The sequence below is a fragment of the Streptococcus acidominimus genome, from assembly GCF_001921825.1.
Classification (GTDB): domain Bacteria; phylum Bacillota; class Bacilli; order Lactobacillales; family Streptococcaceae; genus Streptococcus; species Streptococcus acidominimus.
Genome location: NZ_MSJL01000013.1, coordinates 1 through 19,539, shown reverse-complemented (window position 1 = coordinate 19,539; position 19,539 = coordinate 1). Strand labels below are relative to the sequence as shown.

At 39.8% G+C, this 19,539-nt stretch carries 20 protein-coding genes and 1 other annotated feature; of the genes, 18 read left to right on the top strand and 2 right to left on the bottom strand.

The window, feature by feature from the left end; translation table 11 throughout:
- Positions 1–4 precede the first annotated feature (4 nt).
- The 5 genes from BU200_RS04015 to BU200_RS03995 all read left to right on the top strand — a co-directional run bounded on the left by BU200_RS04015 (position 5) and on the right by BU200_RS03995 (position 6,912).
- The gene (locus tag BU200_RS04015) at positions 5–1,237 is read left to right on the top strand and encodes a rhamnosyltransferase WsaF family glycosyltransferase (protein WP_075098941.1); all 1,233 of its coding nucleotides are present in this window, start codon (positions 5–7) and stop codon (positions 1,235–1,237) included.
- On the top strand, positions 1,230–2,210 hold the full coding sequence (locus BU200_RS04010) for a glycosyltransferase family 2 protein (RefSeq protein ID WP_075098940.1): 981 nt from the start codon (positions 1,230–1,232) through the stop codon (positions 2,208–2,210). Before BU200_RS04015 ends, BU200_RS04010 begins: the two co-directional genes overlap by 8 nt.
- Positions 2,207–3,685: a DUF2142 domain-containing protein gene (locus BU200_RS04005; protein WP_075098939.1), complete on the top strand. Its 1,479-nt coding sequence runs from the start codon at positions 2,207–2,209 to the stop codon at positions 3,683–3,685. The genes BU200_RS04010 and BU200_RS04005 overlap by 4 nt, the downstream gene beginning before the upstream one ends.
- 27 nt (positions 3,686–3,712) lie before the next feature.
- Entirely contained in the window at positions 3,713–6,124 is a 2,412-nt protein-coding gene (locus BU200_RS04000; protein ID WP_158015098.1) for an LTA synthase family protein, read from the top strand.
- A gap of 311 nt (positions 6,125–6,435) precedes the next feature.
- Positions 6,436–6,912, top strand: coding sequence for an EbsA family protein (locus BU200_RS03995; RefSeq protein WP_075098937.1), 477 nt, complete (start codon positions 6,436–6,438; stop codon positions 6,910–6,912).
- On the opposite strand, the gene BU200_RS03990 is transcribed toward BU200_RS03995, so the two are convergent.
- The gene (locus BU200_RS03990; RefSeq protein ID WP_075098936.1) at positions 6,913–7,110 is read right to left on the bottom strand and encodes a ferredoxin; all 198 of its coding nucleotides are present in this window, start codon (positions 7,108–7,110) and stop codon (positions 6,913–6,915) included. It lies immediately after the preceding gene.
- A 50-nt stretch (positions 7,111–7,160) separates the two neighbouring features.
- Between BU200_RS03990 and BU200_RS03985 the strand changes: the two genes are divergently transcribed.
- The 7 genes from BU200_RS03985 (at position 7,161) to BU200_RS03955 (ending at position 10,550) form a co-directional block, all read left to right on the top strand.
- Entirely contained in the window at positions 7,161–7,658 is a 498-nt protein-coding gene (locus tag BU200_RS03985; protein ID WP_075098935.1) for an SAG1386/EF1546 family surface-associated protein, read from the top strand.
- A gap of 8 nt (positions 7,659–7,666) precedes the next feature.
- On the top strand, positions 7,667–8,344 hold the full coding sequence (cmk, locus tag BU200_RS03980; RefSeq protein ID WP_075098934.1) for a (d)CMP kinase: 678 nt from the start codon (positions 7,667–7,669) through the stop codon (positions 8,342–8,344).
- Between the two features lie 26 nt (positions 8,345–8,370).
- Positions 8,371–8,500: a sequence feature (ribosomal protein L20 leader region), on the top strand.
- A gap of 15 nt (positions 8,501–8,515) precedes the next feature.
- On the top strand, positions 8,516–9,046 hold the full coding sequence (gene infC / locus BU200_RS03975) for a translation initiation factor IF-3 (RefSeq protein WP_075098933.1): 531 nt from the start codon (positions 8,516–8,518) through the stop codon (positions 9,044–9,046).
- 26 nt (positions 9,047–9,072) lie between these two features.
- Complete coding sequence (gene rpmI / locus BU200_RS03970) at positions 9,073–9,273, top strand: 50S ribosomal protein L35 (RefSeq protein ID WP_003025048.1); 201 nt, start codon at positions 9,073–9,075, stop codon at positions 9,271–9,273.
- A 42-nt stretch (positions 9,274–9,315) separates the two neighbouring features.
- The gene (rplT, locus tag BU200_RS03965) at positions 9,316–9,675 is read left to right on the top strand and encodes a 50S ribosomal protein L20 (RefSeq protein WP_075098932.1); all 360 of its coding nucleotides are present in this window, start codon (positions 9,316–9,318) and stop codon (positions 9,673–9,675) included.
- A 337-nt stretch (positions 9,676–10,012) separates the two neighbouring features.
- On the top strand, positions 10,013–10,168 hold the full coding sequence (locus BU200_RS11675) for a helix-turn-helix domain-containing protein (RefSeq protein WP_158015095.1): 156 nt from the start codon (positions 10,013–10,015) through the stop codon (positions 10,166–10,168).
- A 4-nt stretch (positions 10,169–10,172) separates the two neighbouring features.
- Positions 10,173–10,550, top strand: coding sequence for a transposase (locus tag BU200_RS03955; protein WP_075098930.1), 378 nt, complete (start codon positions 10,173–10,175; stop codon positions 10,548–10,550).
- A 131-nt stretch (positions 10,551–10,681) separates the two neighbouring features.
- Here BU200_RS03955 and BU200_RS03950 read toward each other — a convergent pair whose 3' ends face one another.
- Positions 10,682–12,814, bottom strand: coding sequence for an LTA synthase family protein (locus BU200_RS03950; RefSeq protein ID WP_075098974.1), 2,133 nt, complete (start codon positions 12,812–12,814; stop codon positions 10,682–10,684).
- A 170-nt stretch (positions 12,815–12,984) separates the two neighbouring features.
- Between BU200_RS03950 and BU200_RS03945 the strand changes: the two genes are divergently transcribed.
- Genes BU200_RS03945 through BU200_RS03915 form a run of 6 tightly spaced genes read left to right on the top strand, consistent with a single transcriptional unit; the run spans position 12,985 to position 19,285 of the window.
- A complete protein-coding gene (locus BU200_RS03945; RefSeq protein ID WP_075098929.1) occupies positions 12,985–14,148 on the top strand; it encodes a class I SAM-dependent rRNA methyltransferase in 1,164 nt (387 codons plus the stop codon).
- Positions 14,145–14,819 (top strand): type I 3-dehydroquinate dehydratase, encoded by a 675-nt coding sequence (aroD, locus tag BU200_RS03940; protein ID WP_075098928.1) that lies wholly within the window; start codon positions 14,145–14,147, stop codon positions 14,817–14,819. Before BU200_RS03945 ends, aroD begins: the two co-directional genes overlap by 4 nt.
- Complete coding sequence (aroC, locus tag BU200_RS03935; protein ID WP_075098927.1) at positions 14,820–15,986, top strand: chorismate synthase; 1,167 nt, start codon at positions 14,820–14,822, stop codon at positions 15,984–15,986.
- A 3-nt stretch (positions 15,987–15,989) separates the two neighbouring features.
- Positions 15,990–17,093: a prephenate dehydrogenase gene (locus tag BU200_RS03930; RefSeq protein ID WP_075098926.1), complete on the top strand. Its 1,104-nt coding sequence runs from the start codon at positions 15,990–15,992 to the stop codon at positions 17,091–17,093.
- Between the two features lie 9 nt (positions 17,094–17,102).
- The gene (locus BU200_RS10625) at positions 17,103–18,872 is read left to right on the top strand and encodes a T7SS effector LXG polymorphic toxin (RefSeq protein WP_083609353.1); all 1,770 of its coding nucleotides are present in this window, start codon (positions 17,103–17,105) and stop codon (positions 18,870–18,872) included.
- Positions 18,869–19,285, top strand: coding sequence for a hypothetical protein (locus BU200_RS03915; RefSeq protein WP_075098925.1), 417 nt, complete (start codon positions 18,869–18,871; stop codon positions 19,283–19,285). The genes BU200_RS10625 and BU200_RS03915 overlap by 4 nt, the downstream gene beginning before the upstream one ends.
- The last annotated feature ends 254 nt before the right edge of the window (positions 19,286–19,539 follow it).

Below are 19,539 nucleotides of genomic sequence, written 5' to 3'. Positions count from 1 at the left end.
TAATATGCTAAATAAATTGATAAATTCTTACAGAAATGAAGGTGGCAGAGCTACCTTAAGGAAAATATCTCATAAGTTAAAAAACAGAGGGCAGGCTGTAGGAGATACTCCATCAAGGATTGATATGTCAAGTATTCCTATCATGCCTCAATTTGAGGATCTGATGAAAGCAGACTATATTCATCATCCGTATGTGAGACCTGCAAAACTAGATAAAAAACTATTAAACATTGCATGGGTAACGCCACCTGTTGGTCCAGGCGGAGGAGGTCATACAACGATTTCTAGATTTGTAAATCATTTGCAATCTCAGGGACACCAATTGACTTTCTATATCTATCGGAATAATACTATCCCTCAATCGGCTAAAGAGGCACAGGATATTTTTGAACGATCCTACAAAATAAATGTTCCTGTGAAAGAGTTAGATGACTTTCAAGATGAGGATGTTGTATTTGCCACTAGCTGGGAGACGGCTTATGCTGTATTCAATTTGATGGGGGACAACTTGCATAAATTTTATTTTATACAAGATTTTGAACCGATATTTTATGGAGTTGGCTCTCGGTATAAATTAGCAGAAGCAACTTATAAATTTGGATTTTATGGAATTACGGCAGGAGCATGGCTTCCTGAGAAGGTTAAAGAATACGGTATGGAAGCAGATTATTTCGATTTTGGAGCAGATGTTGAAATTTATCGTCCTAAGACCACTATTCATAAGAAGAAGAAAATTTGTTTCTATGCGCGTGCACACACGGAGCGTCGTGGCTTTGAAATCGGTGTGATGGCATTGAAAATGTTTAAAGAGAAACATCCAGAATATGAAATCGAGTTTTTCGGGCAAGATATGTCGAACTATGATATTCCTTTTGAATTTGTTGATAGAGGTATTTTAAATAAGCAAGAATTAGCAGAAATTTATCATGAAAGTGTTGCTTGTTTAGTACTTTCATTGACAAATGTTTCTCTTCTTCCACTTGAACTTTTAGTAGCAGGCTGTATTCCAGTGATGAATACAGGGGATAATAATACGAAGGTACTGGGGGATAATACAGATATCGTCTATGCAGAAGCTTATCCCGTGGATCTAGCTACTAAATTGTGTCAAGCAGTAGAAAAAAATAATATAAATGAGTTTGCTGAAGCAATGAGTCAGAAATATCAAGGAACTTCTTGGGAAGAGAGTTATAAAAAAGTAGAAGAGATTATTTTACGAGAGGTGACTCATGTCTAAAATGAACAAAGCAACTATCTTTATTCCTGTTTATAATGGTGAACATGATCATTTGGAAGAGACTTTAGAAGGGATTTATCGACAAAAAACGGAATTTGATTGGGATGTTTTGATTACAGACTCTGGTTCTAAGGATAAATCTGTACAAATTATTGAGCGATTTGCCGAAAAATATGGCAATATCCAACTGCTAAAGATTTCCAAAGAAGAGTATTCGCATGGAGGAACGCGCCAAATGGCGGCAGAGATCGCCACAGGAGAAATCATGGTCTATCTAAGCCAAGATGCAGTACCTTATAATGACAATTGGTTAACAGAGATGGTTGCTCCATTTGCTTTAAATCCGAATATAGCAGGAGTTGTAGCACGACAAAAACCACGCTTAGCATGTTTTCCAGCAATGAAATATGATATTGAAGCAGTATTTCGTGAGCAAGGTGTCGAAGACGCTTTAACCTTCTGGACACGCTCTGAGGAAGCATTAAGAGGAAAATACACGAAAGAGTCCTTTTATAGCGATGTCTGCTCAGCGGCTCCTCGTCATTTTTTAGTGAATAAAATCGGTTATCGACATGTAGCATATTCTGAAGATTATGAATATGGAAAAGATATTTTAGATGCGGGTTATATCAAAGTTTATAACGCCAAAGCCATTGTAGAACATTCTAATGATGTCCTTTTGAAGCACTATAAGCAGCGAATTTTCGATGAAACTTACAATATCCGTATAAATAGTGGAGTTACTACTCCCTTATCGTTTTCTTCTCTACTTTTAAATACTTTCAAAGGAAGTTTGAAAGATTCTTTGAAGATTTGTAGAGATCGGAATTTTTCGTGGAAACAAAAATTGTATTGGTTATTGGTGAATCCGTTGTTCCATTTAGAAAAATGGAGAGGGATTCGCTTAGCAAATAAAGTGGATATAAGCGCTGATATCCACCGATATTCATTAGAGAGGAACAGGGAGATATGACTATAGGTTTGAAAAAGCTGCTTAGGATAGCTTTGGGAGTAGCTATTGTTCTTCTGGCACAGTTGGCTGTACCTATTTTGTTTGAATGGAAAATTGACCTTCGATTCTGGATCGTTGTACTTGGAGTTACTATAACTCTTTTAGTAACGAATTTTCAAGAACCGTCAAAACTTGCTATCAATGCATTTATCCTCATACTATGTTTGGGGAGTTCAATTGCACTTATTAAGCCTGTTCAATATGGTTTAGATGAGGAGGCTCATCTTGCAAACGCAATTGGTTTATCGGATAGTTTCTTATTTAAGTATTCGAATGAAACATTAGAGGATTATGAATCTGTATTCCTTCATGATGGGATTCGAAATCAAGAAAATTTTCGAGGGGATGACTATTGGTATTCTGTGGAGCATAAAAAGAGTAATATCAAAGGTACGCCTAATGCTTTTGATAACCCAGCATTCATTCCAGGTAGTCTTGGTTGGAATATAGGTCGCTTATTGTCTAATAAAGTTTATATTTCTTATTATTTAGGACGTATTTTTCATGTACTAGCATTTGCTTCTTTAGTATATGCAGCGATTAAACTTAGCAAAGCCTATCAAGAAATGATTTATTTGATGGGAACACTTCCCTCAACCATGTATATTGTATCTAACTATCACTATGATTATCTATATTATGGAGCCTCTTTACTCATCATTGCCCTATTGACTAATATTTTATCAGGGAAAATACTTGTGACTAAAAAAGTTTCATTACTCTACCAAGCATTTGTTACACTATTTATATTTTCCAAATTTCCTTTGGTATTAGCAGGTAGCTTGATTAGCGTACTACCAGGTAAATATTATGATTCTAAGAAAACAAGATGGTTTTCTCTCGGAGTATTTAGTTTAAATTTTTTATTTGCCTTACTTTATTCAGGAATCATTCCTATGTTTTCATCTGCAAATCCTGTTACTGGAAGTAGTCCAGGATTGCTATATTTTGCTAAGCATCCCTTGCCGATTATTCGCACAATGCTTAGTATGCCTGCGGTTATCGTGGAGAATTATATGATTCGTCCCTTGCATTATGTGTCCCACCAGTCAGATACTCTAATTGCTATTACTACTTTATTAGTATTTAGCTTGCTGACTATAATTGTTATGCAGACATCGTTTAAACTTAGTAAAAACTTTATTATTTGGACCCTTCTTACATTACTAGGGATTACCTTCCTAATTATTTATGCTATTACAGGAGATCCAAGGGTTTATAGTCCAGGCAATATTTTGGTTGGAGGTGTTCAGGGACGATATTATTACTTTATGATTTTAATGGCGCCTATTCTGCTGGGACATTTTATTCAGCGTGCTTTCAAGCCACAAAAATTTTCACTTCAGCAATCAAATACATTCCTTATGTTTTTACAATCTTCCATGGTTTATTTAAATATTTTTACGATTAGTGTCGGATTATATACTCAAATATAGTGAGAGTTGGTATATCATATTATGTTGTTGAAAAATAAGTGGGTTTACTTTGTCATTTATTTAAGTTTTTATAGTTTAATTTTTTATGATTTAAATGTCATTCTTGGAGCGAACCCACCACTTTTAAGTCTCTCTATTTTTATTATTGGGATATCGTTTTCAGTCAGGATGTTCCTAGTTTACTATAAAATAAATTGGTTGCATCTTCTTCATATTGGATCGCTATATTTTCTCTATTTAGTATTTGATTATTGGATGAAGATGACCTTTCATTTGAATGTAGAAGCATTTCATTGGTATGACTTTGATAAGAATGGTTTCATCCAATATAACGGTCTGATAGCTACAGTTGTTATTCTTGCCATTTGTGTAAGTTATAGAATGTTCCAACAGTATCGTGGAAAAATTTATTGTTCGATCCAAAGTAGGAATTATGAGATATTATTAAGCCAGCTTTTTACTTATTTCATTATGACAGGAAGTCAGATGACTTTAATCATTAAGGAAAATAGTTATCTAAAGCTATATAATAATCAGAAAATCTTAAATCAAAAACATCTATTTATATATAGTTTGATAGCCTATATACTGATCTCTGTTTTTTCTTATTATCTTGTTCAAGCAGGGAAAGCTATCAAAAAGAAAAAAGCAAATTTTGCTCTTTTGTTAACAACAAGTATCTTGTTAGCAGGAATTTTTAATTACACAGTTCAAGCAGGCTTAACTGATAAGGGAGATTGGTTTGGGACATATTTAGCCTCAGGAGCAACTTTCTTCCAAATTATGGTATTTACTTTTCTATTTATTGGAATTTATGGAGTCACAAATCGATATATCTTAGGGACGTTGATAAATGTTACTCTCGGAGTAATAATTAGTATTGTTAATAGTGTAAAATTTTCAATGAGACACGAGCCGTTTTTACCAGCAGATTTGACATGGCTGAAAGAAATCGGAACAGTTGCTCGTTTTGCCAATATTAATATTGGTTTAGTGATTAATCTATTCATATTAATCACTGCTATAATCATTGTCTTTTCCTATAGATTCCAGATATTATCAGATAGATTATTTAAGTCCAGAATACAGCAAGTGACAGTAGTTTTACTGGTTGTAGGTTTCTTTATAGGTATGACAAATGCAGTTTTGCATTCTAAAGAATTGAAGAAATCAGGAAATATTCCCCTACTGTCCTCAATAGATAATCTACAAAATCTTCATTGGTTAGAGATTTATTTTGGTTTATCAGCTAATTCTCGCTTTCAGTCTGTAAGCTATATTTGGTTCAAACAATTGACGCGTGAAAATATGGAGATGCCTTCCGACTATTCAAAGCAAGAGATGGGAAAAATAGTTGAAAAATATAGAGCACTGGCAGAACAGATAAATAATGAGAGAACATCGAATATTTCAGATCAAACAGTGATTTATATTTTAAGTGAGAGTTTTTCTGATCCAAGAAGGTTAGAAGGTATTCAATCTACGAGGGATATTTTACCAAATATATCAACTATTTTAAATGAAAATACAAGTGGTTTGATGAAATCAGATAGTTATGGTGGGGGAACTGCTAATATGGAGTTTCAAGCCTTAACAGGCTTACCTAAATATAATCTTAGCTCCTATGTATATATTATGAATTCAGAACTAGCTCCCAATTTAAAAGTATTTCCTAGCATTAGTAATCATTTTGAAGATAGATTTGTGGTGCACTTGGCTAGCGGAAATAATTATTCTAGGAGATCTATGTACTCCCAGCTGGGCTTTAATACTCAAGTTTTTTTGGAAGAAAAAGGAAAAGATAGCACTGTCCAAAATATGGGAGCCCATCCTAGTGATGAATCCACCTATAATAAAGTGTTGAATCAATTATCAACATCTAAAAATCAGTTCTTTTCAGTATTAACCATGCAAAATCATAGTCCATGGTATTATTATGAACCAGAGCACTTGATTGTGACGGGTGAACATTTTACTGACATCGAGTCGGGGAACCTGTTGAGCTATTCGCGCTTACTTTATCAGACGGATCAAGCGACAAAAAGCTTTTTAGATGAACTATCTAATGTGGATAAAAAAATCACAGTAGTATTCTACGGCGATCATCTACCGGGTTTGTATCCTAAGACAACATTTGAGAAAAATCCAGAGAGTCAGTTCTTAACAGATTATTTTATCTGGAGTAATTTTGAAACACCCAAGTTAGATTATCCACTTGTAAATTCTAGTGATTTTACAGCCTTACTATTCGAACAAACAAATGCTAAAGTTTCTCCATATTATGCTTTATTAACAGATGTATTACATAAAGCAAGTGTGGATAAAAAAGAGCTTGACGAAGAAGGGAGACAGATTGCAGAGGATTTACGCTTAGTAGAGTATGATATAGTAGCAGGTAAGGGATACCTTTCAAGAGAATTTTTTGAGATTCCACAATAATTTGGCGGATATTTAGTAGAAGCAAATAAAGAAGCGATTGCCGTTCTGTAAGCTTTACAGTATAAAGAATCTTTACTAACTATCATGAGCATTTCTTCTCTTAACCTCAACCAGTCTCTCCCCAGACTGGTTGAGCTAGTACTAAAAATAAACTAAACGGCTATACTAAAAGAAAACGAAGCAACTGTATAAAGAAAATACCAATAAAGGACTGAAATTTTCAGTCCTTTATTGGTATTTCGTACGTTTCCTTGGGTATTTTTATAGGAAAATGTTAAGTTTTATGCTAGAATAGTAGTAGGAGGAGCAAGATGATTAAGATATTTGGTCGGATTCGGTATCACTGGCAACCGGACTTGTCATGGTCGATTATTTATTGGTCTTTAGCAATTACTCCTGCCTTTCTTGCCTTATCCCTCATATTAGAAAAGCTACGAATATCGGATACGATTATTCAGCTATTCGTACTGGTGATTATCATGTTTGGGATAGGCTGGCATCGTTACTTTGTGATCGATGAGGAGTATCTGCGGATTGCTTCGGCGAATCCCTTTGCTTCGAAAAAAGTAGGAATCGCTACGATTTCAAAAATTGAAGTGACCTATCTATTCGTGAAAATTTTTTCAAGGGATATGCCAGACGGAAAGGTCTATTATATCAGGAAGTGGCCGAAAAAGTATTTTGTCAATGCCCTAGCCCTCAATCCTCATTTTCAAGGGGAAATTGTCTTGACGGATCATCTGGTCACGCAAGATTATTTTGAGGAATATTACGCGAATAAAGACTGATTAGTCAATAGAAATGGCTTTTGTAGGACAGGATTTAGCAGCTAGAAGTGTATCTGCTTGGTCATTCACTTCAATGGTAGCTTCTTGGGGAGCCTCTGCAAATAAGACAATACCATCATCATCGTAATCAAAGACGTTTGAAATGGTTTGACACAGTCCACAAGCGATACATTTTTCTGGATAAAGTGTAACTTTCATATTATTATTGTAATGAGATTTTATAAAAAAGACAAGGAGAAAGATTATTCATGTCACAAGAACCATGGAATGAGGAAATTTATCAATCCACAGAGAGTAGAAGAAGTCGTTCAGCCAAAGGGAACTCAGGTACCCGGGTGTTGAGCATTTTAGCGGTGTTATTTCTATTCATCGTTATTATAACAACCATCGCCATGGTCTACCTATCTAATGGAGGTAGCAAGACGGATGCCAGTCAAGAGTTTTATAATACCAGCAGTACAGTGTCAACAGCAAGTAGTACAAAGACAGCTACTACCACAGCCAGTACAAGCAAGCCGTCAGAAACATCAGATCCTGCAAGTAGCAGTAGCGCAGAAGATACAACGCAATCTTCAGCAGCAGTCAGCGGTGAAACCATTGCTGTTCAGGCAGGTGAGGGACGTGATATGATCGCAGCTCGTGCAGGTATTTCCCCTGAAGAGTTGGAACGCTTGAATCCAGATAAAATGACAGGTCCTGGTGGTACTTGGTGGGCAAATCCAGGTGATCTCGTTAAAATTAAGTAAGAGGAATTATGAAATCAATTCAAATCGCCATTGATGGTCCAGCATCAAGTGGCAAGAGTACAGTTGCTAAGATTATTGCGAAAAAATTTGACTATATCTATTTGGATACAGGAGCCATGTATCGTGCTGCGACCTATTTAGCCTTGCAACATCAGGTGGGGCAAGAAGATAGTGCCGCGATTGTAGCCCTGTTGGATCAGTTTCCCATTAGTTTTGGGCGCAGTGAACAGGGGGAGCAGTTGGTTTTTGTAGGTGATGTGGATATTACCCATGCCATTCGTGAGAACCAAGTGACCAATAATGTTTCCTGGGTGTCTGCCCTTGCTCCAATTCGTGAGAAATTGGTCGACTTACAGCGTAAGATTGCGGCACAAGGAGGTATTGTCATGGACGGTCGTGATATTGGAACCGTTGTGCTTCCGGAAGCTGAATTAAAGATTTTTCTGATTGCATCCGTTGAAGAAAGAGCCCTTCGACGCTTTAAGGAAAATCAGGAAAAAGGGATTCCAACTGATTTCGAGCGCTTGAAAGAAGAGATTGCTTTACGTGATCATAAGGATAGCACTCGAGCGGTTTCTCCCCTCAAGGCGGCAGATGATGCGATCACCTTTGATACGACAGGTGTGTCCATTGAGAAAGTTGTTGCATTTATTTCCAAAAAAGCAGAAGAAATTCTTGACAAATAAAAAAAGTATTGCTATACTGTTAACATTGAGAAAAGCAGAAGTGAGAGCTTCTCGCCTTGCGACTAACGTTGTCTGGCTCTACGTGTTAAGTTTTCTTCGGAAAGATAATGATGTAGTGGTGGACTTGTGTTAGCAAGTCCACTTTGTTTTTCTCGAAAAAAATAAAATGAGGTGAAAGCCATAGCAAAGCAAGATTTGTTCATCAATGATGAAATTCGTGTGCGTGAAGTTCGTCTTATCGGTCTCGAGGGTGAACAGTTAGGAATTAAACCACTCAACGAAGCCCAAGCGATAGCTGATAGCGCTAACGTTGATTTAGTGTTGATTCAACCGCAAGCTAAACCGCCTGTTGCAAAAATTATGGACTATGGTAAGTTCAAATTTGAGTATCAGAAAAAACAAAAAGAACAACGTAAAAAGCAAAGCGTTGTGACGGTCAAGGAAGTGCGTCTGAGTCCGACGATTGATAAAGGAGACTTCGATACAAAACTTCGAAATGCCCGTAAGTTCCTTGAAAAAGGAAATAAAGTAAAGGTGTCGATTCGGTTTAAAGGACGGATGATTACCCATAAAGAAGTTGGAGCAAAAGTCTTGGCAGAATTTGCTGAAGCAACGCAAGACATTGCGATTATTGAGCAAAGAGCTAAGATGGATGGACGTCAAATGTTTATGCAACTTGCGCCAGCTTCAGAGAAAAAATAAGCTTACTAAGCAAAAGGAGAATAAAAATGCCAAAACAAAAAACTCACCGCGCATCAGCAAAACGTTTCAAACGTACAGGTTCTGGTGGATTGAAACGCTTCCGCGCTTATACTTCACACCGTTTCCACGGTAAGACTAAAAAACAACGTCGTCACCTTCGTAAAGCAGCAATGGTACATTCAGGTGACTTCAAACGTATCAAAGCAATGCTTACAGGACTTAAATAAGTCGATCACTAGAAATTAGAGAATTATTCGGAGGAAAATGAAATGGCACGTGTTAAAGGTGGCGTTGTATCACGCAAACGCCGTAAACGTATTTTAAAATTAGCTAAAGGTTACTATGGTGCAAAACATATCTTGTTCCGTACTGCAAAAGAACAAGTAATGAATTCTTACTACTATGCATACCGTGACCGTCGTCAGAAAAAACGTGATTTCCGTAAATTGTGGATCGCTCGTATAAACGCGGCTGCTCGTATGAATGGTCTTTCATATTCACAATTGATGCATGGTTTGAAATTGGCTGAAATCGAAGTAAACCGTAAAATGTTGGCTGACCTTGCTGTTAATGATGCAGCTGCTTTCACAGCACTTGCAGATGCAGCAAAGGCTAAACTTGGTAAATAATTATAAAAGAGGGTGGACAAGAATCGGTAATTGCTAAGAGTTCGATTTTGTCGTCCACCTCTTCAGAGTTGAGTAGGACTGTAACTGCTGATAAAATCAGCCTATCGGACCTGCTCAACTACTACGTTTTAAAAACTATAAAGAAATAGACTAGGACAAAAAGTTCCAGTCTATTTTTTATATGTTGTTTATCAGCAGACAGCAGAGTGCTTGTTACAGCTTATGCCTAGGAGGGATAGGGAAGTAGGAACGAACCCCATATTATACTCGTCAAACATCAAAATTTGACGTTGTTATACTCCTTCAGTTTATAAATAGTATGTGTTATAATAAGTTTATGGCTTACGAATTGAATTTTAGAAAACGAGTAATAGAATACGTTACCGCTGGTCACACCAAAAAAGAAGCATGTGCAGTTTTTGGTATTAGTACCAATACGTTGTATGTGTGGGAAAAACAGCTTGCTTTACTGAAAGCGAGGGCGATCACCTAGAGGCGTGAAGATCTATGACAAGATAAGAGATCGTCGTTTTGAACGTACATCTGTTGTTGCAGGGTTGGTTGGTCAGGCTATTGTTGCACCTATGATTTACAAAGAAAGCATGACAAGTGACTTTTTTACTAAATGGTTTGACAAGCAACTCTTGCCTTCTCTGTCAGAGCCCCATCTGATTGTGATGGACAATGCTAACTTTCACCCTAAAGCCAGATTAGATACACTCGCTATAGCCAAAGGACATTATTTTTTTCCATTACCTCCTTATTCACCCGAACTCAATCCGATTGAACACTATTGGGCGAATTTCAAACATAAAGTTCGGGAGCTACTTAGAGGGGGTAAGTCTATCTATGAAAGTTTGGAATACTGTTTATAGACTAAATGACTATAAAAGTAAACTGAACAACTATATAAAAAACACAGACAGAAAGGATTACTTGAAAGAAATCACAATCTGCCTGTGTTTTTGGTTGATTTGACAAGTATCCTTTTTATCTCCAAAGAGCCTTACTCTTTTTTCTCACTGGATGTTGTACTCGTCGTTGTTGAGCTTTCGCTTGGGCTTGAGGCTTGTATGGCTTCATGTAAGCTACGGTAGCTTGGAGCTTGGAAGAGGTCACTGGTTGAACGATTCCCATTTTGACTATAAAGACTGGTTGATTTGTCTCCCAGCTCTTCCTCAATAGCCAGTTGTGCCTTGAGAGAGTTGATATAGGAGAAGTCCTTGGTATTGACAGTCGGTAGACCATTATCTAGGAAGCGAAGGAGGTCGCCTGTCTGAATGGCATCACTAGCAGCCAGTTGGTCTTTGACGCGTGTACGAATATCTTCTACTTTTTTGAGCGTGTCCTCATCAGGATTGGTAATTTCTTCTCCTGTTGGTGTACTGTATAGTTTGCCACCATAGCTGGTGTATTCTGGCGTAATAAAGTTACCAGGAGTGCGGAGCGCGACAATCTGTTGGTTATCTTTCGATAAGAGGTCTTGCCCGACTTGGAGGTATTTTTTAGAATCAATTCCGAGAAGGTGCTCTAGTGTAGGTAGGGCATCAATTTCTCCACCAAAAGTGTCGATTACTCGCCCCTTGTTTGTCCCCGGAACAACGATCATGTAAGGAACCCGTTGGAGCATGGCATTGTCATAGTCTGACCAGGTTTCAGGATTAGCCCCGAGTAAGGGAGCAAGGCTTGGATTACGGGAATTAGAGATGCCGTAATGATCTCCATAAAGGACAATGATGGATTTTTCATATAAGCCAGTAGCTTTCAGATAATCAAAGAAAGCCTTGATGGAAGCGTCTAAGTAGTTTGCAGTAGCGAAGTAGCCGTTGATGGTTTCATCCTTGGTATCGGCTAGAGGGAATCCTGTCTCATCGCCTGTGAGGCTTGTGGTGTAGGGATAGTGGTTTGAAACGGTGATAAATTTAGTGTAGAAAGGCTGTTGCAGATGCTCAAAGTATTGGATTGAGTCTGCCAGCATGACCTTATCATTCAAACCATATTCAAAGGAATTTTCGGCAGTGGTTTCTGTGAAATAGGATTTATCAAAGAAGTAATTGTAGCCCCATTGTTTGTAGGTGTTGTTCCGATTCCAGAAACCAGCAGCATTTCCATGAAAAACAGCTGATGTATAGCCTTCCTCCTGCGAAAGGATGTGAGGGGCTGCTTGCTGGGTGTTGCTACCACCATACTGGACCATGAAGGATCCTTGATTGAGCCCAAAGAGGGAGGTTTCAATCATGGTTTCCGCATCTGATGTTTTACCTGCCTTTACTTGGTTAAAAAAATTAGAAAAGGCAAAGGTAGAGTTGGAATGATAGAGAGAATTGAGGAAAGGCGTGACTTCGTAGTCTTGTCCATCAACATGTAGCTTATAATCAATGATGAACTCTTGTAGGCTTTCCAAATGCAGATAGATCACATTGCGCCCTTTTGCCATACCAAAGTATTCATCATTTGGCTTGGCGTAATGTCCCTCAACATATTGCTCCACAGGGACCAAGTCGCCTGCTGAAGCTTCTGAACGATCTTTGTGGACATTATAGGTCTGGTAGGCATTATAGCCTAGGAAAGAGGGCAGACCGAGAGCACGGACGATATAGGTGTTGGAAAAGCCACGCGATAAGAGTTCGGGACGGTCAACCTCTGCTAGAAAAAGATTGATAGAAAAGAGCAGGATGGAAAGAGCCGTGACCGCAAAACTCGACCGACTGTTAAAGGGCTGCGGATCAACAGGGATTTTTTTCTTGAAATAGAAGTAGGCTGCGATCATAAAATCCAAGAAATAGATCAAGTCCCAGATTCTCAAAGCCTTGATAGTTGTTTGCAATAGCCCAGCTGCGACGCTTGAACTAGCCATCATGGTGGAAATCGAGATATAGTCAGAAAACTCTCTAAAGTAGAGGGTATTTGAAAATAGCCATAGGAATAACAAGAAGTAGAGAAGTCCTGCGGTTCGGTAAAACCACTTGGTCGGTTTGACATAAAGGGCAAGACCGATAAAGAGGAGACCAACAGGAAGTGGATTGATAAAGAGGATAAAATTCTGATAAAAACCCTTGGTATCTAAATTAAAGTCAATGAGGTAAGCCCACAATGTCTTTGCCCAGTAGAGCATGACAAGAATCAGGATAAAGCCCATTCTAGAACGTAAGATTTTTGATAACAGATAACGATTTTTGTTCACAAGAGCTTCCTTTCTAGTAATGATACATTTCACAAAATCTTAGTTCATTATATCATATTTTCAAAATATTACTTCATTAGAGAAGTTTTTTTGAGATATAATGCAAAATTTGTTATAATCGATATATGATAGAATTGACAGTAAGCTCCATTGTAGAACGAAAAATAAAGCAAGGAATCTGCGTGCTTGAAGCCCGCGATTTTCCTCATCTCGAGCTGGTAAATAGGCTAGTCCATCTGGTAAATCAACAAGGAAAATGTTTAGGGCAGGCCTATCTTTCTGCCCAGAATAAGGGAATTGGTTGGTTGATTTCCCGAGAAAAAGTCCCCTTGGATCAAGCCTTTTTCCAGCATTTATTTGGTGTAGCCAGAACAAAACGTCAGGCTTTTGAAGTGTCTGATTTAACCACTGCTTATCGCTTATTCCATCAAGACGGTGATGGCTTTGGTGGGCTCACCATTGACCGCTATAATGATTATGCGGTTTTTTCCTGGTACAATGAGTATATTTATTCCATCAAAGAGGAGATTGTGGCGGCTTTTCAAGCTGTTTATCCAGATATTCTAGGAGCTTATGAAAAAATTCGCTTTAAGGGCTTGGACTATGAATCAGCCCATCTCTACGGTGAGGAAGCCCCAGAGACATTCACGATTCGTGAAAATGGTGTTGCCTATCAAGTGTTTTTAAATACAGGCTTGATGACGGGGATTTTCCTAGACCAGCACGAGGTCAGAGGAGCCTTAGTTGACGGGCTCGCAGCTGGCAAAAGTCTCTTGAATATGTTTTCCTATACAGCAGCTTTTTCAGTAGCAGCTGCCTTGGGAGGTGCGAGTCAGACCACCTCTGTTGATTTAGCAAAACGATCACAAGAATTATCAGAAGCCCATTTTAAAGCAAATGGTCTTGCTATGGATAATCACCGTTTCCTCGTGATGGATGTCTTTGCCTACTTTAAATATGCCAAGCGAAAAGGGTTATCCTATGACGTTATCGTCCTTGATCCGCCAAGTTTTGCCCGCAATAAAAAACAGACATTTTCAGTCGCTAAGGACTATCATCGACTGATTGCCCAATCGCTGGATATTTTAAATCCAAACGGGATTCTTGTCGCGTCTACCAATGCGTCAAATCTTCCCCTTGAAAAGTTTAAAAAAGAAATTGAAAAAGGCTTTGGTAGCTGTAAACACCGCTATCTCGAAACCTATCGCCTTCCCGGTGATTTTGTGTCCAATAAAAAAGATGAAAGTAGTAATTACCTCAAGGTCTTTACAATACAGGTAAAAAAATGAAAATAGTAGTACCGGTCATGCCTCGCAATCTTGAAGATGTTGCTAATATTGATTTAGACAGGCTAGCAGGAGCAGATTTGATTGAGTGGCGTGCAGATTTTCTTCCCAAGGAGGAAATTTTAAGAGTAGCGCCAGCCGTTTTTGAAAAATTTGTTGGGCGCGAAGTGGTCTTTACGCTGAGAACAAGCCGCGAAGGTGGCAACATTAAGCTGACCAATGAGGAATATATTCAGATACTAAAAGAAATTGCCCATCTCTACCAGCCTGAATTTATTGATTTTGAATATTATTCCCACAAGGAAGTCTTTGATCAGATGTTGGAGTTTCCCAATCTGGTCTTGAGCTACCATAACTTTGAAGAAACACCTGAAAATTATATGGAGATCATGTCGGAATTGACCAGCCTATCTCCTGCTGTGGTCAAGATGGCTGTGATGGCAGAGACCGAGCAAGATGTTTTGGATGTTATGAACTACACGCGGGGGTTTAAGACGCTCAACGCGGAGCAGTCCTATGCAACAATATCTATGGGAAACTTAGGAAAACTATCGCGTGTGGCAGGCATGCTGACAGGTTCTTGCTGGACGTTTGCAAGTCTCGACGAAGCGAGTGCACCGGGACAGTTGTCTCTAGCTAATGTGCAAAAAATCTTGACTGTATTGGAGGAATAGATGCGTTACTTAACAGCAGGGGAGTCTCACGGACCACGTTTGACAGCGATTATCGAAGGTGTGCCAGCGGGACTAGGGCTCACAGCGGCAGCTATCAATGAGGATTTGAAACGCCGTCAAGGTGGTTATGGTCGAGGTGCTAGGATGCAGATTGAGACAGACCAAGTTGAAATTACATCGGGAGTTCGGCACGGTAAGACCACAGGGGCTCCAATCACGCTCCATGTGATAAATAAGGATCATCAAAAATGGCTGGATATTATGGCGGTAGAAGATATTGAAGCCCAGCTCAAGGGCAAGCGGAGGATCAAGCATCCCCGTCCGGGACACGCTGACTTGGTTGGGGGCATCAAATATCGTTTTGCTGATTTGCGCAATTCTTTGGAGCGTTCGAGCGCGCGTGAGACGACCATGCGGGTCGCAATTGGTGCTGTCGCTAAGCGCTTGTTGGCAGAGCTAGACATCCAGATTGCCAACCATGTGCTTGTCTTTGGAGGCAAAGAAATTGAGATTCCAGATGGTCTGACAGTAGAAGAAATTCAGACGCGGGTCAGTCAATCAGAGGTCGCCATTGTCAATCCAGCACATGAGGAAGAAATCAAAGCCTATATTGATCAGGTAAAGCGAGATGGAGATACGATTGGTGGCGTTGTTGAGACCATTGTCGGCGGTGTTCCAGTAGGTTTAGGCTCCTATGTTCAATGGGATCGCAAACTGGATGCTAAACTGGCTCAAGCTGTTGTATCAATCAATGCCTTTAAGGGTGTGGAATTTGGTCTAGGTTTTCAGGCGGGTTACCGTAAGGGCAGTCAGGTGATGGACGAAATCATCTGGTCAAAAGAGACCGGCTATCGTAGATCGAGCAATAATCTCGGAGGCTTTGAAGGTGGCATGACCAATGGTGAGCCGATTGTCATTCGCGGAGTAATGAAGCCGATTCCGACCCTTTATAAGCCCTTAATGTCCGTTGATATTGATACCCACAAACCCTACAAGGCGACGGTGGAACGGTCTGACCCAACAGCTCTACCTGCGGCAGGTGTCGTTATGGAGGCAGTTGTAGCAACGGTTCTTGCGGATGAAATCATAGAGAAATTCTCGGCGGATAATATGGAAGAACTAAGGGAAGCGGTGGCGCAACACCGAAGATTTGTGAAAGAATTTTAAGAGATGACAAAAACTATTTATATAGTAGGTCTGGGTCTAATTGGAAGTTCGTTAGCATTGGGCATTCGTAGGGGACATCCAGACTACCGCATTGTAGGCTACAATCGGGGAGAACAGTCCCGTCAGATTGCCTTGAGAGAGGGAATTGTTGATGAGGCGACAGATGACTTGAGCCATTTTGCAGCAGAAGCAGATGTGATCTTCCTTTGTGTTCCCATTCGGCAGACGATTCGCTTTTTAGAAGAATTATCCACCCTGCCCTTGAAAGAGCAGGTGATTGTGACCGATACAGGCTCGACCAAGAAAGCTATTGTAGAGGCAGCAGAGACCTATTTATCTGCTGGGAAAATCAGCTTTGTCGGTGGTCATCCCATGGCAGGAAGCCATAAGACAGGGGCGATTGCAGCCGATGTTCATTTGTTTGAGAATGCCTATTATATTTTGACGCCGAGCCGTTTGACACAGCTAGATACCATTCCGTGCTTACAGGAAATATTGTCTGGCTTACATGCTCGCTTTATAGAGATTGATGCGGGAGAGCATGACCGGGTGACGAGTCAGGTCTCCCATTTTCCGCATATTCTCGCTTCTAGCTTGATCAATCAAGCGGGTGCTTATCGACAAGACCATCCCTTTACCCAGCATTTTGCGGCAGGTGGTTTCAGAGATATGACGCGGATTGCCGAAAGCGAGCCGGGCATGTGGACCAGTATCCTCTTGACCAATCGCAGCAGTATCATTGAGCGCTTGGAAGAATTTAGGAAGCGCCTAAAGCATGTTCAGCATATAATTGAAGCAGGTGATGGAGACGCCATTTGGCAGTTCTTTGATCAGGGACGGAAACTTCGCAAGGAAATGGAAATTCACAAGCGAGCTGGGGTAGACAGTTTCTATGACCTCTTCATTAATATTCCTGACCAAGAAGATACTATTTTAAGGATTCTTGAGTTACTAAGGGGCATTTCGGTCGTCAATATCCGGATCAACGAGGACAATCGGTCGGATATCCACGGTATTTTACAAATTACGTTTAAAACTAAAGGGGATTTAGAGCGGGCTGAGGGAATTATCCGTAATCAGACTAGCTATCAGGTTTTCGTAGATTAAGGAGGGCGTATGAGTTACAAGATTCGATTTGATGACATTACCAGCTTTCAGACCACTAGCCAGACAACGATAGCTTCATGGGGGCAGTCAATTGCTAGTATCAATACAGCCATGTCAGACTTTATCAATGATAGTAGCCTTCAAGGAGAGGGGATTGCGGGTATCCGCACCTATCTAAGCGAAGTACATGGCACCTTATTGCAGACCTTAATAAATTTGATGAATGATTATTCGTCTAGTTTTCTGCTTTACAAAGATGGCTATTACAATATAGAAAGCGATCACCATGCAGAATTGTCCGAACAGGTCTTTACCGCTCTTCAGTCAGACTTGAAAAATTCTCATGACCGCTTCAATCATCAGCTGGAACTTTTAAACGCAGAAAAGGATAAGATTTCTGACTTGGTTTCCTACTCTGGTACCAGCCATACGAGTACGGCTTTAGACTATGGCGTGCTAACAAGCAAACTCAAAACTCTGGATAGTGCTATCCAGCAGTATGAAAGCAATCATGTCCGACAGGATTTGACTGCCTTTAAGGAGTTGGTATCTGCGACTAAAGCCCTGTTATCAGAATACAGCGGTCAAACCCGAAAGATTAGCTCTTATCGGTCGGGCGATCTAGGGAAACTCCAGTCAGTAGAACGCTTTGCGACCGCCTATCAACAGGTAGAACAACACATCACCAATACAATGGACAAAGTGCAGGCAGCCCAAGAACGAGACCGAGTGAGATTTGAAGCCCTAGCAGCAGAAGAGAGAAAGACCCAAGGCTGGATTGACCTTGCCCTAGGAGCTGTAACCATTGCCGTTGGTGTCGCAGCCATTGTGGCTAGTGGCGGAGCCGCCACTCCTTTAGTGGCAGGAGCTTGGATTGCAGGTAGCGGAACGATCGCCTATGGTCTCTCCAATACAGTTGAGGCAGGACACAATCTCTATCTGGGCTACCAAGGAGACGGCAAGACCCATGCCACCAATCCCATTCGTGACACCCTATTTATGGGCAATGACAAGACCTACCATCAAGTGGGCGGTCTCTTTACCACCGCCAGTGCAGTGCTGATTCCCATAGGCAAGACCCAGAGCCTTGCCAAGGGCTTAACAGAATTTATGATTGGAGAGGTTGGCGGTTTTGCCGGTCACCAAGCCGCCTACCACGGCACCAAACTCCTCGGCGGAAGCGAAGCAGACGCCCAGCGCGCCAGCTTTGTGGGCAGTATCCTAGGAGGCTACGCCGCCTCGTCCGCGGCAGCCAAGTTTAGTTTGAATACTACTGTGGTAAAAAATAGCCTAGATGATGTTCGTATCCCTAGTAAGCCACAAAGCACTACGCAAAGGTTTCATGAAATTTCTATTGTAGAATACGCAGATAATATGAGCCAACATTATACACAAACTGATATTGATAAATTGACAGAATTAACGACCCATAATTCAGATTCTAAGACAGCGTTATTGGGATATTTTGAGCCTGACAGTGTGATGTCATACGAACAAATTGCTTACGCTAATAACTTAACTTACTTTGATGCAGGGGCTAATGGCTGGAATGCGATTGCAAAAGTAGATCCTAACTTAGCATACAAAGTGAATGATGAATTTTTGATGAATCAAATTAGGGAAGGAAAAGATTTTGTTTTAACTTCTAATCCGTTTAAAGCTAGAGATATAGCGGATACCACAGGTAGAGGAGTATCTTATGCCAATGAGATTGATATTTTAGCGAATACGGGATATAAAATTGAGCAGTATGGAAGTTATTGGAGGGCGTACAAATGAGTAATTCGTATTTACCAATAGAGGATAGTCTTGGCTACAAGAGCGTAAAAGATGCTCTTTGGAAAGTTTTTTCGGAGAATTTAGATGATATTGAAATCATTAGAGGAGAATATGAAAATTTTGGTTTTCAATTTTCATATAAAAGTTATATAGCTACTATGTGGATTTCCGCAACTGCTAAAAACACTCAATTTGAGTATGGTGAGGGTGGGCATTTTACTATTTCTGTACCTAACCCAAAATATCCTAAACATTCGTTCTTGGAAACAATCTATTTTCATAATTTATTGACAGATACAGAGTTAAGAGATAAGGTGAAAGATGCATTTGGTAAAAAGAAAGGGACAATAGAGCGTGCTTTATCAATATTAAAACAATATGTAGATAGTATTAGAGAAGAAAAAAATGAATAATCTGCCTAAGAACGAGAATAGGCGAAAAGGATGAAAAGAAAGAAGCAAGAAAGTGAAGTTTATAGGATAGATGATTAGCAATCAGTATTTATAAGGGCACCTCTAAAAACTTCAAGTAGTTGTTAAGTAAGCCCATGATGGCAATCCCAGTCGTTTGATTTGCTCAAAACGACAGATATTGTAGAGTAAGTTGGTTAAGGTCACATTGGTTTTAGCTCGTGCCTTCCCAATTGCTCGACAGATGCTACCTTTCA